This window comes from Streptomyces viridosporus T7A (assembly GCF_008704515.1).
Classification (GTDB): domain Bacteria; phylum Actinomycetota; class Actinomycetes; order Streptomycetales; family Streptomycetaceae; genus Streptomyces; species Streptomyces viridosporus.
This window is the reverse complement of the sequence record NZ_CP023700.1, coordinates 4330364-4345246: the sequence shown is the minus strand read 5'-3', so window position 1 is coordinate 4345246 and position 14883 is coordinate 4330364. Positions and strand designations below refer to the sequence as shown.

Annotated in this window: 13 protein-coding genes; 2 read left to right on the top strand and 11 right to left on the bottom strand. The window is 73.8% G+C overall.

Annotation, left to right across the window (positions count from 1 at the left end):
• Positions 1-20: 20 nt before the first annotated feature.
• The 6 genes from CP969_RS20165 to pdhA all read right to left on the bottom strand — a co-directional run bounded on the left by CP969_RS20165 (position 21) and on the right by pdhA (position 7144).
• Positions 21-1118 (bottom strand): potassium channel family protein, encoded by a 1098-nt coding sequence (locus tag CP969_RS20165; RefSeq protein WP_004985803.1) that lies wholly within the window; start codon positions 1116-1118, stop codon positions 21-23.
• Complete coding sequence (locus CP969_RS20160) at positions 1115-2473, bottom strand: molybdopterin molybdotransferase MoeA (protein WP_016825443.1); 1359 nt, start codon at positions 2471-2473, stop codon at positions 1115-1117. The genes CP969_RS20165 and CP969_RS20160 overlap by 4 nt, the downstream gene beginning before the upstream one ends.
• Positions 2470-3432 carry an NTP transferase domain-containing protein gene (locus CP969_RS20155; protein WP_016825444.1) on the bottom strand — a complete coding sequence of 321 codons (963 nt, stop codon included), beginning with the start codon at positions 3430-3432 and terminating at the stop codon, positions 2470-2472. Before CP969_RS20155 ends, CP969_RS20160 begins: the two co-directional genes overlap by 4 nt.
• A 117-nt stretch (positions 3433-3549) precedes the next feature.
• A complete protein-coding gene (locus CP969_RS20150) occupies positions 3550-5001 on the bottom strand; it encodes a dihydrolipoamide acetyltransferase family protein (protein WP_016825445.1) in 1452 nt (483 codons plus the stop codon).
• Complete coding sequence (locus CP969_RS20145; RefSeq protein ID WP_004985814.1) at positions 5001-6005, bottom strand: alpha-ketoacid dehydrogenase subunit beta; 1005 nt, start codon at positions 6003-6005, stop codon at positions 5001-5003. Before CP969_RS20145 ends, CP969_RS20150 begins: the two co-directional genes overlap by 1 nt.
• Positions 6002-7144, bottom strand: coding sequence for a pyruvate dehydrogenase (acetyl-transferring) E1 component subunit alpha (pdhA, locus tag CP969_RS20140; protein ID WP_004985820.1), 1143 nt, complete (start codon positions 7142-7144; stop codon positions 6002-6004). The genes CP969_RS20145 and pdhA overlap by 4 nt, the downstream gene beginning before the upstream one ends.
• A gap of 189 nt (positions 7145-7333) precedes the next feature.
• Between pdhA and CP969_RS20135 the strand changes: the two genes are divergently transcribed.
• The gene (locus CP969_RS20135) at positions 7334-7840 is read left to right on the top strand and encodes an Lrp/AsnC family transcriptional regulator (RefSeq protein WP_016825446.1); all 507 of its coding nucleotides are present in this window, start codon (positions 7334-7336) and stop codon (positions 7838-7840) included.
• A 6-nt stretch (positions 7841-7846) separates the two neighbouring features.
• Here the strand turns inward: CP969_RS20135 and CP969_RS20130 are convergent, their stop codons facing one another.
• Positions 7847-8437 carry a TetR/AcrR family transcriptional regulator gene (locus tag CP969_RS20130; protein ID WP_016825447.1) on the bottom strand — a complete coding sequence of 197 codons (591 nt, stop codon included), beginning with the start codon at positions 8435-8437 and terminating at the stop codon, positions 7847-7849.
• Positions 8434-9948 (bottom strand): 3-hydroxyacyl-CoA dehydrogenase, encoded by a 1515-nt coding sequence (locus CP969_RS20125; protein ID WP_016825448.1) that lies wholly within the window; start codon positions 9946-9948, stop codon positions 8434-8436. Before CP969_RS20125 ends, CP969_RS20130 begins: the two co-directional genes overlap by 4 nt.
• Before the next feature lie 172 nt (positions 9949-10120).
• On the opposite strand from CP969_RS20125, the gene paaN reads away from it, so the two are divergent.
• Entirely contained in the window at positions 10121-11812 is a 1692-nt protein-coding gene (paaN, locus tag CP969_RS20120; protein ID WP_016825449.1) for a phenylacetic acid degradation protein PaaN, read from the top strand.
• A gap of 22 nt (positions 11813-11834) precedes the next feature.
• Here paaN and CP969_RS20115 read toward each other — a convergent pair whose 3' ends face one another.
• The 3 genes from CP969_RS20115 to CP969_RS20105 are packed head-to-tail and all read right to left on the bottom strand — an operon-like array spanning position 11835 to position 14717.
• The gene (locus CP969_RS20115) at positions 11835-12584 is read right to left on the bottom strand and encodes a TrmH family RNA methyltransferase (RefSeq protein WP_026085037.1); all 750 of its coding nucleotides are present in this window, start codon (positions 12582-12584) and stop codon (positions 11835-11837) included.
• A 10-nt stretch (positions 12585-12594) separates the two neighbouring features.
• Entirely contained in the window at positions 12595-13851 is a 1257-nt protein-coding gene (locus tag CP969_RS20110; RefSeq protein ID WP_016825451.1) for an HTTM domain-containing protein, read from the bottom strand.
• Positions 13848-14717, bottom strand: a complete 870-nt coding sequence (locus tag CP969_RS20105) for a DUF5819 family protein (RefSeq protein ID WP_016825452.1) — start codon at positions 14715-14717, stop codon at positions 13848-13850. Before CP969_RS20105 ends, CP969_RS20110 begins: the two co-directional genes overlap by 4 nt.
• Positions 14718-14883 lie beyond the last annotated feature (166 nt).

Here is a 14883-nt window from a genome sequence, read left to right as displayed (position 1 = left end):
GCCGGGCCCGCGGGCCGTGCTCAGGTCCGCGGGAGCGGGCGGATGTCGGGCGCGACCTGCGTGCCCGGCGTCACCCGCACGATCGTGATCAACCGGTCCGTCAGCTCCAGCGTCCCGACGGCCGGATCGTCGTAACCGAGCACCCGGTGCCCGCGCAGCACGCTCACCACCAGATCGTCCACCTCGCGCGGTGTCCTGCCCACCTCGGCCTTTATGACCGGCCGCTCGACGATGTCGAGCCCCGTGCCCTGCTGGATGAGGTCCTCCATCACCATGCCGGCCGCGGGGCTGAGCACGGACAGACCGAGCAACCGGCCGGCCGCGCTGGCGCTGGTGATGACCGCGTCGGCCCCGGACTGCTTCAGCAGCGGCGCGTTCTCCTCCTCGCGCACGGCGGCCACGATCTTCGCGTTCCGGTTGAGCTGGCGGGCCGTCAGGGTCACCAGCACGGCCGTGTCGTCGCGCTGCGTGGCGATGATGATCTGCTTCGCCCGGTACACCTCGGCCCGTTTCAGCACCTCGCTGCGCGTGGCATCACCTATCACCCCCGCGAAGCCGTCCACCGCGGCCGCGTCGATCGCCTTCTCGCTGGGGTCGACCACCACGACCTGTTCCTTCCGCAGCCCCGTGGCGCAGACGGTCTTGATCGCGGACCTGCCCTTGGTGCCGAACCCGACGACAACGGTGTGATCGCGCAACGTGGACCTCCAGCGGTTCAGTCGCCACTCCTCCCGGGTGCGTTCGGTGAGGGCCTCGAGGGTGGTGCCGACCAGGATGATCAGGAACAGCACGCGCAGTGGCGTGATGACGAAGATGTTGGTCAGACGGGCACCGTCGCTGACCGGCGTGATGTCGCCGTACCCGGTGGTGGAGAGGGTGACGGTTGCATAGTAGAAGGCGTCGAGGAGGTCGACGGACCCGTCGGAGTTGTCGGCGTAGCCCTCGCGGTCGGCGTACACGATGAACGCCGTCACCACGAGCACCAGCAGAGCCATCGACAGCCGCTTGACGACCTGGCGGATCGGATGCTCCACCATCTTCCTCGGGAGTTTCACCCGATGGGTCACCAGATGTTCGTCCGCCTGGCGAGCGATGGCGTCCTGGCCCGGAAGTTTCACGTGAAACACACCCCGATTCCCCCGGAGGCCCAGGGCAGATCGAGCAGTTCCGCCTCCTGGCCGGGCCGTGCCCCGCCCGGAGGTACGACGGCGAGCGCATCGGCCGCCGCGACGCCGCGCAGCATGGCCGGGCCGTTGTAGAGCAGCGGCAGGGCCCGGTCGCCGCGCAGGGAGACGGGAACGAGCCGGGTGTCGTACGGGTGCCCCTGCACCGCGTCCCGCAGCGGCAGCGTGTACGGCTCCGGGGCGGGGCGCGCGGCGAGGGTCCGCAGCAGGGGCTCGGCGAGGGTGAGCAGGCCGGAGACGGCGGCGAGGGGGTTGCCGGGCAGACCGACGAGATGCTGGTTCTCCCGGGTGCGGGCCAGGAGCATGGGGTGGCCGGGGCGCACCTGGACGCCGTCCACGAGGAGTTCGGCGCCGATGCGGCGCAGCGTGGGGTGGACATGGTCGACCGGGCCTGCGGCGGTGCCGCCGGTGGTGACGACGACATCCGCGTCGGACGCCGTGAGCGCCTCGTGCAGCGCGTCCTCGTCGTCGCCGATCCGGCAGACGGCGGTGGCCTCGGCGCCGAGTGCGCGCAGCCAGGGCGGCAGCATCGGACCGAGCGCGTCCCGGATCAGCCCGCCGTGCGGCAGGCCCTCGCTCAGCAGTTCGTCGCCGAGGACGAACACGTCGACGCGGGGACGGGGGACGACGCTGAGCGTGTCGTACCCGGCGGCCGCGGCCATGCCCAGGACGGCCGGGGTCGCCCGGGTGCCGGCGGACAGCAACTGGTCCCCGCTGCGGCACTCCTGGCCGCGGGGGCGGATGTCCTGGCCGTGCGTGACCGTGTGCGGTGCTCCGGCGGCCGCGGTGACGTGCAGACGGCCCGTGGCGTCGGTGCGCCCGTGCTCGCTGCGGAGCACGGCGGTGGTGTCCGGGGGAATTCGGGCACCGGTGGCGATGCGGACGGCCTCGCCGTCGGTGAGCGGTGCGTGCTCGGTGTGCCCGGCGAGGACCCCTTCCTCCCGTACGTGCCAGGGACCCGGTCCGGAGACCGCCCATCCGTCCATCGCCGAGGTGTCGAAGGAGGGCAGGTCGGTGAGGGCGGTGAGCGGAGCGGCCAGGGTGAGGCCGAGGGCCTCGGCCAGGGGCACGGTCACCGGGGTCAGGTGACCGGTACGGCGGCCGCCGCCGTGGCGCGCGGCACGCTCGGCGAGGGCGCGGGCCTCGGTCCAGACGGTGGCGTGGAGGCGGTGGTCCGGGGGGTGGGGGGCACCGGGGGTGCGGCCGGGGATTTCCTTCACGAGAGCGAGCGCCTCCTCGACGTCGAGATCGTCGGCGTCCGCGTCGGCCCCGGGGGCATGCGCGGTCATCCCGCGTCCGGGCGACTGTCGGGGGTCGCGTCCGGCGCGACGTCCGCGGACGGGGGAACGGCGGCCTCCTCGTCCGCCCAGCGCAGCGCGAGGGCCTCGGCCTTGCGGGCCGCCTCGGCGACGGCCTCCTTGTCACCGCCCGCCCGCGCGGCCGCGTAGCCGACGAGGAAGGTGGTCAGCGGCGCGGCGGGCCTGGCCACGCCGTGGGCGGCGTCACGGGCCAGGTCGAGCAGCACGCCGGTGTCGACGTCCAGGTCGATGCCCAGCTCGTCCTTGACTGCGGAAATCCATTCATCCAACACGTGCCCATGCTCCCTGATGCGTGCTCTGGCAATGGCGATGTCGTCCCAGGTGTCGCAGTCGAAGGACGCCACCGGGTCCACGACGCGGGCGAGGTCCAGCGAGGCGGTCAGCCGGCGCAGGGACAGCCCGGTCAGTTCGCCGTGCCGGTCGGTGAGCGCGGCCAGTTCACGGCGCAGGGCCGGGCTCCGGTACGCGGCCACGAGCGGCTGGTCCCGGCCGTCGGCGTCGGTCAGCACCACGCCGTCGGCGGTGGAGCGGCGCAGGGCCTCCCCCAGCCCTTCGACGGTACGCCGGTCGAGGAACGGCAGGTCGGCGGAGAGCAGGACGACGTGGTCCGCCGTGGTGTGCCGGAGCCCGGCGTCGAGCGCGGCGAGCGGTCCGCCGCCCGGCGGTTCCTCGCGGGCCCAGACGACGGGCCGCTCGGTGGGCCGGGGGTCGGCGACGACCACCGTGGTCCGGGCGGCGGCGCAGGCCGCGAGCACCCGGTCGAGCAGGGCCCGTCCGCCCACGCGCACCCCGGGCTTGTCCGTGCCCCCGAGCCTCCGGGCGGCACCACCGGCGAGCACGACGGCGTCGTACGCGGCGTCGTCCGTGGCGGGCGCCGGCCTCCGCGCGGGGCCGGTGCCGGGATCACGAGGATGCTCGAACTCGGTCACCCCCCGAGTATGCGTGCCCCCGCCGTCACGGAGAACGCGGGGGCACGCCGGGAACGGCGGGCACGGTGGGAGAGGCCGGTAAGGGGAGGACGACGGGAGAGGGGAGGACGGCGGGAATCACAGGGTCCGCAGCAGCACCGCCGGTTGTTCCACGCAGTCCGCCACGTACCGCAGGAAGCCCCCCGCCGTGCCGCCGTCGCAGACCCGGTGGTCGAAGGTGAGCGAGAGCTGCACGACCCGCCGTACCGCCAGCTCGCCCTCGTGCACCCAGGGTTTGGGGACGATGCGGCCGACGCCGAGCATGGCGGCCTCGGGGTGGTTGATGATCGGGGTGGAGCCGTCGACGCCGAAGACGCCGTAGTTGTTCAGCGTGAAGGTGCCGCCCGTGAGCTCCGCGGGCGTCAGCATCCCGGCCCGGGCCGCCTCGGTCAGCCGGGCGAACTCCGCGGTCAGCGATTCCGCGTCCCGCATGTGCGCGTCCCGGACGACGGGGACGACGAGCCCCCGGTCGGTCTGCGCGGCGAACCCGAGGTGCACGTCCGCATACTGGACGATCTCCCTGGCCTCCGTGTCCACGCCGGAGTTGAGCTCGGGGAAGCGGGCCAGTGCGGCCGTGCAGATCCGGGCCAGCAGGGCGAGCACGGAGATCTTCGGGCCGCCGGACGCGTTCATGGCGGCCCGCGTGCGCATCAGTTCGGTCGCGTCGGCGTCCACCCAGCAGGTCGCGTCCGGTATCTCGGTACGGCTGCGGGAGAGCTTGTCCGCGACGGCGCCGCGGATGCCCTTGAGGGGGATGCGGGTGGTCCGGGCGGCCTCCGCGACGGCGGGGGACGGCCGGGTCTGCGCCGCCTGCCGCTGCGGCTCGTCGACCGCCCGGCCCGTACGGCCCCGCGCGGCCCGCAGCGCGTCCTCCACGTCCGCCCGCAGGATCAGTCCGTCGGGCCCGGAACCCGCCAGCTCCCGCAGGTCCAGGCCGTTCTGCCGGGCCAGCCTGCGCACCAGGGGCGAGATGACGGGGACGGGGCCGTCGGCCGCCGGCCGGGGCCGTCCGTTCGCCGCGGGCACGGCGGACGCGGCAGGCGTGGCAGGCGTCATGGGCGCGGTGGGCGTGATGGGCGCGGTGGGCGTGATGGATGCGGTGGACGCGGTGGACGTCGGGCGCACCCGGCGGCGCCGGGCCGGCGCCTCCGACGTGCCGTAGCCGACCAGGACGTTGCCCGAACCCCCGGTGCGGGGGCCCTCCGTGCGGGAGCCCTCCGGCCGGGAGCCCTCGCTCCGGGCGGTGGAGGCGTTCGCCTCTCCCGCCGGGCGGTCGCCGTCCGGCTCCCCTACCGCCACCGTCAGCAACGGGGCGCCGACGGGCAGTTCCGTGCCCTCCGCGCCGAACCGGGCGGTGACCACGCCGCCGTAGGGGCAGGGCACCTCCACCATGGCCTTGGCCGTCTCGACCTCGACGACCGGCTGGTCGACGGCGACGACATCGCCGACCTCGACCAGCCAGCGCACGATCTCCGCCTCGGTGAGTCCCTCACCGAGGTCGGGGAGCTTGAACTCCAGCACCTGTGTCATCAGCTCTCGGCCTCCCACTGCAGACGCCCCACGGCGTCCAGGATCCGGTCCACACCGGGCAGGTGGTGGCGCTCCAGCATCGGCGGCGGGTACGGCAGGTCGAACCCGGCCACACGCAGCACCGGCGCCTCCAGGTGGTGGAAGCAGCGCTCCGTGACCCGGGCCGCGATCTCCCCGCCCGGACCGCCGAAGCCGCCCGACTCGTGGACGACGACCGCGCGTCCCGTCCGCCGCACCGAGGCGCACACCGTCTCGTCGTCGAACGGCACCAGGGAGCGCAGGTCGACGACTTCGAGGTCCCAGCCCTCGGCCCGGGCCGCCTCGGCCGCCTCCATGCAGACGGGTACGGACGGCCCGTACGTGATGAGTGTGGCGCTCCGGCCGGAGCGCCGCACCACCGCGCGGCCCATCGGCTCGACGGGCACCGGCTCCTCGGGGTTCCAGGAGTCCTTGGACCAGTACAGGCGCTTGGGCTCGAGGAAGACGACCGGGTCGTCGGAGGCGATGGCGGCGCGCAGCAGCCCGTAGGCGTCCGCGACGGTCGCGGGCGTGACGACATGGAGCCCCGGAGTCGCCATGTAGTACGCCTCGGAGGAGTCGCTGTGGTGCTCGACGCCGCCGATGCCCCCGCCGTAGGGGACGCGGATGGTGAGCGGCAGGGGCATCTTCCCGCGCGTGCGGTTGCGCATCTTCGCCACGTGCGAGGTCAGCTGCTCGAACGCCGGGTAGGCGAAGGCGTCGAACTGCATCTCCACGACCGGGCGCAGCCCGTACATCGCCATGCCGACGGCCGTGCCGAGGATGCCCGCCTCGGCCAGCGGGGTGTCCGTGCAGCGGTCCTCGCCGAACTCCTCGGCCAGCCCGTCGGTGATGCGGAAGACACCGCCGAGGGTGCCGACGTCCTCGCCCATGACGTGCACGGACGGGTCGGCGGCCATGGCGTCGCGCAGCGCGCGCGTGAGGGCCTGCGCCATGGTGGCCGGCTTGACCGCGACGGTGGTCATCGCTGTGCCCCTTCCGACTCGGCCTCGGCCGCCAGCTCCGCCCGCAGTTGCGCCCGCTGCTCCAGCAGTTGGGGGGTGGGTTCGGCGTAGACGTGGGTGAAGAGGTCCATGGGGTCGAGCGCGGGGTCCTGGTTCATGTGGGCGCGCAGGGAGGCCGCCATGGTCTCGGCGTCCCGGCGGGCGGCGTCGATGCCGTCCTCGTCGAGCAGGCCGCGTGCGGTGAGTTCCCGTTCCAGCAGGACGATCGGGTCGTGCTGCTTCCAGGTCTCCACCTCGGCGTCGCCGCGGTAGCGGGTGGCGTCGTCGGCGTTGGTGTGGGCCTCCACGCGGTACGTGATCGCCTCGACCAGGGTCGGGCCGCCGCCCGCGCGCGCGTGCCGGACGGCGTCGGCGAGGACCTCGTGCACGGCGGCGGCGTCGTTGCCGTCGACCAGGCGGCCGGGCATGCCGTAGCCGACGGCCTTGTGGGCCAGCGACGGGGCCGCGGTCTGCTTGGCCAGCGGTACGGAGATCGCGAAGCCGTTGTTCTGGACGAAGAAGACCACCGGGGCCTGCCAGACGGCGGCGAAGTTCAGGGCCTCGTGGAAGTCGCCCTCGCTGGTGCCGCCGTCGCCGACCAGGGCGAGGGCGACCACGTCGTCGCCCTTGAGGCGGGCGGCGTGGGCGAGGCCGACGGCGTGCGGGAGCTGGGTGGCGAGCGGGGTGCTCAGCGGCGCCACCCGGTGCTCGTAGGGGTCGTAGCCGGTGTGCCAGTCGCCGCGCAGCAGGGTGAGGGCCTCGACGGGGTCCACGCCGCGCGCGACGACGGCGAGGGTGTCGCGGTAGCTCGGGAAGAGCCAGTCGCGCTCCTCCAGGACGAGCGCGGCGGCCACCTCGCAGGCCTCCTGACCGGTGCTGGAGGGGTAGACCGCGAGACGGCCCTGCTTGGTGAGGGCGGTGGCCTGCGCGTTGTAGCGGCGGCCCTTCACCAGCTCCGCGTACAGCCGGCGCAGCAGCTCCGGGTCGGCCTTCGCGGCCGCCTCGGTGCCGAGCACCCGGTACGGCTCCGCGTCGGGCAGCAGCGGCGCGGGGTCGATGCGGGGCTGCCAGGCGGGCGGCGGCGCGGGCCGGTAGGCCCCCCGCTGCTCCATGACCGTCATGACGGCACCTCCTCGTGGGACGGCTGACGGAGGCACGGCGTCTGTGACGTGCCTCACCAACCGATTGTTCGGTCGTCGGCACATTTTGGCTATGGGTGGTACCAGGCTGTGGACAAACGGTTCTCCACACCCTGAGATGGGGGCAGGACGTCCATGGCGGAGAGGCGGGGGCGGGTGGCATCTGAACGAATGGCCGGAGGGTCGGAGGGAGCGGCCGAGGAGCGGGAGGGGAGCTGGCGGCTTCCGCCTCCGCGTCCGCTGGACGCCATCGACCAGGACATCCTGCGCCTGCTCCAGCAGGACGGTCGCGCGTCCGTCCGCTCGGTCGCCGAGCAGGTCCACGTCTCCCGCGCGAACGCCTACGCCCGCATCAACCGGCTCGTCGAGGACGGTGTCATCCGCGGCTTCGGCGCCCGCGTCGACCACGAGCGGGCCGGTCACGGGACGTCCGCCTACATCACCCTGAAGATCGTCCAGAACTCCTGGCGCACCGTCCGCGAGCAGCTCAGACAGCTCCCCGGTGCCTCCCACATCGCCCTGGTGGGCGGGGACTTCGACGTCCTGCTGCTGGTGCACACGCCCGACAACCGGGCCCTGCGCGAACTGGTGCTCACCCGGCTCCAGGCCATCCCCGAGGTGCTCAGCACCCGCACCCTGCTGGTGTTCGAGGAGGAGGACCTGGAGCCACAGGGGTGAAACCCCTCAGGGCGCCCTGCGCAGCCCCTCGAAGACCAGCCGCGCCACCGCGTCGGCCACCTCGCGCTCGTCCATGCCGCGCCCGTCCGGCCGGTACCACTCGACGATCGAGTTGATCATCCCGAAGACCAGCCGGGTCGCCAGGCGCACCTCTATGTCCCCGCGCACGTCCCCGTCGGCCGCCGCGGCCTTGAGCAGCTCGGCGACCCGGTGGTCGAACGTGCGCCGCCGCTCCAGCGCCCACCGCTCGGTGTCCGTGTTGCCGCGCACCCGCAGCAGCAGCGTCACGTACGGCAGCTCGGCGATCAGCACCTCGACCATCCGCCGGACGACGTACTCCAGCCGCTCGGCGGCCCGCCCCGCGCCCGCCCGCTCCTCGTCGAGAATGCCGAAGAGCCCGTCCAGCGCCCGGCTCACCGCGCGGCGCAGCAGTTCCTCCTTGCCGGTCACGTGGTGGTAGATCGACGACTTGGAGATGCCGGCCGCCTTGGACAGGTGCTCCATGGAGGTGCCGTCGTAGCCGCGCTCGTTGAACACCCGCACGGCGACGGACAGCAGCGTCTCCGGGGTGTAGGTGTCGCGCCGGGCGGTGGTCATGGGGTGTCCTCCCGCTTGTCGGAGGCGTAGGCGTGCCGGCCGAGCGCGAGGGACGGCGCGTAGCGGCCGGACGGTTCGCGCTCGTGCAGTTCCTCCAGGAGGGAGCCGGCCCAGCCGCGGCCGAGGCGGCGGTTCCACTCGAAGGGTCCGAGAGGGTAGTTCACACCCGACCGCATCGCGGTGTCGATGTCCTCCTCGGTGGCGACGCCCTTGGCGACGGCGTCGTGCGCCAGGTCGATGATCCGCGCCACCGTGCGCGCGACGATCATGCCGGGGACGTCCCCGATGACGCTGACCTTCTTCCCCAGCGCCTGGAACAGGCCGGTGGCCTCGGCGACGGTCCGCGCGGAGGTGTCCTGGCAGTGGGACAGGGCGACGCGCGGGGCCGTGCGGTAGTCGAGGGCGAGGTCGAAGTAGACGACGTCGTGGAACTCCACGGAGGTCTGGCCGTCGGCGAGGACCAGCTGGCCGCCGCCGGGCAGCACCAGGCGGGTGCCCTCGTCCTCGTCCTCCTCGCGCACCTCGATGCCGGCCTCGCGGATCAGGGCGAGCAGCTCCGAGGCGGGCCCCAGGCCGCCCTCGGCGACCACGTACGCGGGCGGCTCGGCGGGCTCGGCGGTGTGCGGCTCGGGGCGCTCGGCGCCGTCCCGGTAGTCGTACCAGCCCCGGCCGCTCTTGCGGCCGAGGCGGCCGGACTCGACCAGCCGGCGCTGGGCGAGGGAGGGGGTGAAGCGCACGTCCTGGAAGAAGGACCGCCACACCGAGTGGGTGACGGACTCGTTGACGTCCTGGCCGATGAGGTCGGTCAGCTCGAAGGCGCCCATCCGGAAGCCGCCCGACTCGCGCAGCACCGCGTCGATGGTGGCCGGGTCGGCGCCCTGCGACTCGTACACCGCGAAGGCCTCGGCGTAGAAGGGCCGGGCGATGCGGTTGACGATGAAGCCTGGGGTGTCGGCGCAGGCGACCGGGGTCTTGCCCCAGGCGCGGGCCGTCTCGTACGCGCGCGTGGCGTACGAGACCTCGGTGGCGAACCCGGAGACGACCTCGACCAGCGGCAGCAGCGGGGCGGGGTTGAAGAAGTGCAGGCCCACGAAGCGGCCGGGGACGCGCAGGGCGCCGCCGATCGCGGTGACGGAGAGGGAGGAGGTGTTGGTGGCGAGCAGGCAGTCGTCGGAGACGACGTCCTCCAGCGCGCGCAGCAGTTCCTGCTTGACGTCGAGCCGCTCCAGGACGGCCTCGACGACCAGGGCGCAGCCGACGAGGCCGATGAGCTCGTCGACGGGCAGCAGGCGGGCGCGGGCGGCGTCCCGGTCGGCCGCGGTGAGCCGCCCCTTCTCCACCAGTCGGTCGAGCCGGGCGCCGATCGCGTCGGCCGCTTCCCGGGCCCGGCCGGGAGCGGCGTCGTGGAGCCGTACGGGATGGCCCGCGACCAGCGCGACCTGGGCGATTCCCTGGCCCATGGTGCCGGTGCCGACGACGGCCACGGGACTGCTGAGGTCGAGTGCTGTCATGGGCGCGATCCTCCCGCACGACGTTTTCCACAGATACGCCGGATCCCCTTGTCCCGACCGATCGTTCGGTTACCCTAACTCTGACCGCCTCTTTCCGCCCACGTTTCCCACCCTTCCTTCTGCCCGGTCCATGAACTCGACGGAGAGTTCCCGAGACGAGGAGTTGGTCCCCATGGCCGCCGAACTCACCGCGCAGCAGCTGATCGCCCGGCACCGTCCCACCCTGGACCAGGCACTGGAAGCGATCCGCACGCGCGCGTACTGGTCCCCGCACCCCGAGCACCCCAAGGCCTACGGGGAGGACGGCAGTCTGGACCCGGCGGCGGGCAAGGCCGCCTTCGACGCCCTGCTCGGCACCCGCCTCGACCTCGGCCAGCCCGGCACGGACGGCTGGGTCGACGGCGAGGTCTCCCCGTACGGCATCGAGCTGGGCGTGAGCTACCCGCACGCGGACCCCGACGTCCTGCTGCCGGCCATGAAGGCCGGGATGCGGGCCTGGCGGGACGCGGGCGCGGAGACGCGCGCGGTGGTCTGCCTGGAGATCCTCAAGCGGATCAGCGACCGGACGCACGAGTTCGCCCACGCGGTGATGCACACCTCCGGCCAGGCGTTCATGATGGCGTTCCAGGCGGGCGGCCCCCACGCGCAGGACCGCGGCCTGGAGGCGGTGGCGTACGCGTACGCGGAGCAGGACCGCACGCCCGGCACCGCCGAGTGGACCAAGCCGCAGGGCAAGCGCGACCCGCTGAAGCTGACCAAGCGGTTCACCCCGGTCCCGCGCGGCATCGGCCTGGTCATCGGCTGCAACACCTTCCCGACCTGGAACGGCTACCCGGGCCTGTTCGCCTCCCTCGCCACCGGCAACGCCGTCCTGGTCAAGCCCCACCCGCGCGCGGTGCTGCCGCTCGCGCTCACCGTGCGCACCGCGCGCGAGGTGCTCACCGAGGCCGGCTTCGACCCGAACCTGGTCGCGCTGGCCGCCGAGCGGCCGGGCGAGGGCATCGCCAAGTCGCTGGCGACCCGGCCGGAGATCCGGATCATCGACTACACCGGTTCGACGGAGTTCGGCGACTGGCTGGAGACCCACGCCCGCCAGGCGCAGGTGTACACGGAGAAGGCCGGCGTCAACACGGTGCTGGTGGAGTCGACGGACGACTACAAGGGGATGCTCGCCAACCTGGCGTTCTCCCTGTCGCTGTACAGCGGCCAGATGTGCACCACCCCGCAGAACCTGCTGATCCCGCGCGGCGGCATCACCACCGACCAGGGCCCGAAGTCCTTCGACGAGGTCGCCGCCGACCTGGCGAAGGCGGTCGACGGACTGCTCGGGGACGACGCCCGCGCGAGCGGCCTGCTGGGCGCGCTCGTCAACCCGGACGTCAAGGCCCGCCTGGAGGCCGCCGCCTCGCTCGGCGAGGTCGCCCTCGCCTCCCGCGAGATCACCCACCCGGAGTTCCCGGGCGCGGTGGTCCGCACCCCGGTGATCGTGAAGCTGGACGGCGCCAAGCCGGACGACGAGGCCGCCTACATGAGCGAGTGCTTCGGCCCGGTCTCCTTCGCCGTCGCGGTCGACTCCGCCGACGACGCGGTGGAGCTGCTGCGGCGCACCGTCCGCGAGAAGGGCGCGATGACGGTCGGCGCGTACACCACCTCCCCCGAGGTCGAGGAGGCGGTGCGCGAGGCCTGCCTGGAGGAGGCCGCCCAGCTCTCCCTCAACCTCACCGGCGGGGTGTACGTCAACCAGACGGCCGCCTTCTCCGACTTCCACGGCTCCGGCGGCAACCCGGCGGCCAACGCGGCGCTCACCGACGGCGCGTTCGTGGCCAACCGCTTCCGGGTGGTCGAGGTGCGCCGGGAGGTGTAGGGCCTCCTGCTGCGGGGCGCGCTCAGGCGGGCGCGCCCCCGGTGGCGCTCCAGTGGTACAGCGTCATGGCCACACTGGTCGCGAGGTTGTAGCTGGAGACCATGGGACGCATCGGCAGTGCGATCAGGTGGTCGGCCCGCGCGCGCAGTTCCGGCGAGAGCCCGCTGCGCTCGGACCCGAAGGCGAGCAGGGCGTCGTCGGGCAGTTTCGTCCCGCGGATGTCCTCGCCCTCCGGGTCGAGCGCGAAGACCGGACCGGGCGGCAGCTCCCCGGCGGTCAGCCGCTCCACCGCGGTGGCGAAGTGCAGCCCGGCCCCGCCGCGCACGACGGTGGGGTGCCAGGGGTCGAGCGTGCCGGTGGTGACGACCCCGGTCGCCCCGAAACCGGCGGCCAGCCGGATCACGGCCCCGGCGTTGCCCAGGTTGCGCGGGTGGTCCAGGACCACGACGGGAGCGGTGCGCGGGGTCCGGGCGAGCCTCTCGAGGTGGCCCGCGCGGGAGGGGCGTACGGCCAGGGCGGCCACGGCGGTGGGGTGCGTACGCGGGACGAGCGAGGCGTACGTCGCGTGCGGCACCTCGGTCAGCAGCGCCGCCAGGGTGTCCCGGACGTCCGGGGCCAGCTCGTCGGCGAGGGCGAGCGCGGCGGCCCGGTCGGCGGTGACCGCCACCAGGACCTCCGCCCGGAAGCGCACGGCGTGCTTGAGGGCGTGGAAGCCGTCGAGCAGCACCGCGGTGCCGCTCTGCCGGTGCCAGAGGGCGACGGGATCGGTCATGCCGTGCAGCCTACGCGCGCGGTGGCGGGGTCCCTTCGGGCGCGGGAAGCGCCTTCGCCGCCCGCGCCCCGTCGGCGCCGTCGGCGCGGGCATCCGGGCGCCGCGGTCCGGGGACGGGCGCGCCGCCTCCGCGCGGACGCAGGCGGTCCGCCGCGCGCGCCGCCCGGGCGCCCAGGCGGCGCAGGAAGGACGTCGGCAGGAAGACCGCGTCGGCCGCGAGCATCGCCAGGGAGAAGAAGGGCAGCCCGAGGACGACGGCGATCACCACGTGCTCGGTCATCATGAGGGCCAGCAGGACGTTCTTGATCCGCCGGTTGAACAGCGTGAAGGGGAAGGCGACCTGCACGGCGACCGTCCCGTAGGTCGCCAGCATCACCAGGGTGCCGTTGGCCGACAGCAGGTCGGAGAGGGCCGGCCAGGGGGAGAAGTACTCCAGGTGCAGCGGGTAGTGGACCGCGGTGCCGTCCTGCCAGCGGGAGCCCTGCACCTTGTACCAGCCGGCGGTGGCGTAGATCAGGCACACCTCGGCCATGATCACCAGCAGGGCGCCGTTGTGCACGATGTTCGCGACGACGTCCAGCAGGATCCGCGACTGCCCGGTCCGCGCGCGGCGTCCGGCCAGCCACCACAGCGCCTGGGCCGCCCACACGGCCCACAGCAGCACCGGTATGAACCGGTCACCGTCCATCCGGCCCGCCAGGGTCGCCACGAGCAGCAGGAACCCGAGCACGCCCCACAGCGCCGGGCCGACCCGGTCCCGCGGCCGCTCCCCGCGCGCGCGTGCCTCCGCCTCGCGCCGGGCGCGCCGCGCGTCCAGGGACCAGACCCGGCCGCAGCGCGTGAACACGAGGTAGATCGACATCAGGTGCAGGACGTTGTCGCCGCCGTCCCCCATGAAGACGCTGCGGTTCTGCAGCGTCAGCACCCCCACCATGAACAGCACCGACACGGTGCGGGTGCGCCAGCCCAGCAGCAGCAGCAGGCTCCACAGCACGGCGAGCGCGTAGACGGCCTCGAACCAGCCCTGGCCGTCCGACCACAGCAGCGCGGTGAAGGCGCCGTTGGTCCCGACGAGCTGGTCGGCGAGGTCCCAGCCCCAGGGGCTGTCGGGTCCGTACAGCTCCTGGCGGTGGGGGAACTCGCGCAGCAGGAACAGCAGCCAGGTCAGGCTGAAGCCGATGCGTATGACGGCGGTCTGGTGGGGGCCGAGCGCCTGGTCTGTGACGCGGGTGACGGCACGGGAGACCGCCGGGGGGAAGCGGTTCACCCGAGGCCTCCCCGGGCCTCGTCCTCCGGCACCGGCCACCAGGGCAGCGTGCGGTACTCGGGCGTGGTGGAGACCTGCTCCTCGCTCCACTCGGGCGGCGGCACCTGGGTGGTGCGCGAGCGGAGCTGGACCCGGTCGACGACACCGCCCGGGCCGACCGCGTCCGCCCGGTCGAGGCGCAGCACCGTGATCCGGCGCAGGTACGCCTCGGACAGCGTCCCGCGCAGGCCCACCGGGCGGTTGTCGTCGTCGTGCGTCGCGATCAGGAAGTCCCAGGCGCGCCGCAGTTCGTTCTGCTGGGTGTGGCTGGGCAGCGGATTGCCGTCGATGGCCCGGCCGTCCTGCGCGGACAGGTCGTACCAGCCGGTGGTCCGCACTCCTCCGTCCGTCGTCCGGATCTCGGCGCGCGCCTGGACGGCGATGTTCTGCTGCAGCGGGTTCGGGGCGAACAGCTTCCAGTTCTGCTCGAACTCCGGGTAGATCCAGTCCTCGATCGTCCTGCTGTGTTCCTTGCTGACCGTGTTCGCGGGTGCCACGTGCAGGAACGTCATGCCGAGGTGCACACAGACCCCGGCCGCGACGCTCACGAGCGCCACCGCGGCGCCGATCCGGTGGCGGAGGGAGAGGGCGGCCACACCGGAACGGGGCCCGGAGGGCGGACCGTCCACCGGGGCGGGCGGGCCGTCCACCGGGTCATCGGGGGCGGCCGGTGGGTCCGCCGGGTCGTCGAGGGTGGGCGGGCCCGTCCGGCGGCGCGGCGCGTCCTCCGGGTCGTCGGGAGCGGGTGCGGGGCCGGGCAGGGCACGGCGCGGGTCCGGCCCGCTCGGCCCGTGCCGGGCGTCCGAGCCCTCGTCGTACGCGTCCATGTCCGCCCCACCCCCCGATCCCGATACCGCTCCCGGTCCGTTCCGGTCCGTCCGTCACCACCCCCGCCCGGCGGCGAGCGCGTCGCGTCGTCCCCACCGCTTCCGCGCGACCGGCCCCGCCGCACGGAACGGTACTCAGGGCCGCCCGCCCGGGCACAGCCCCGAC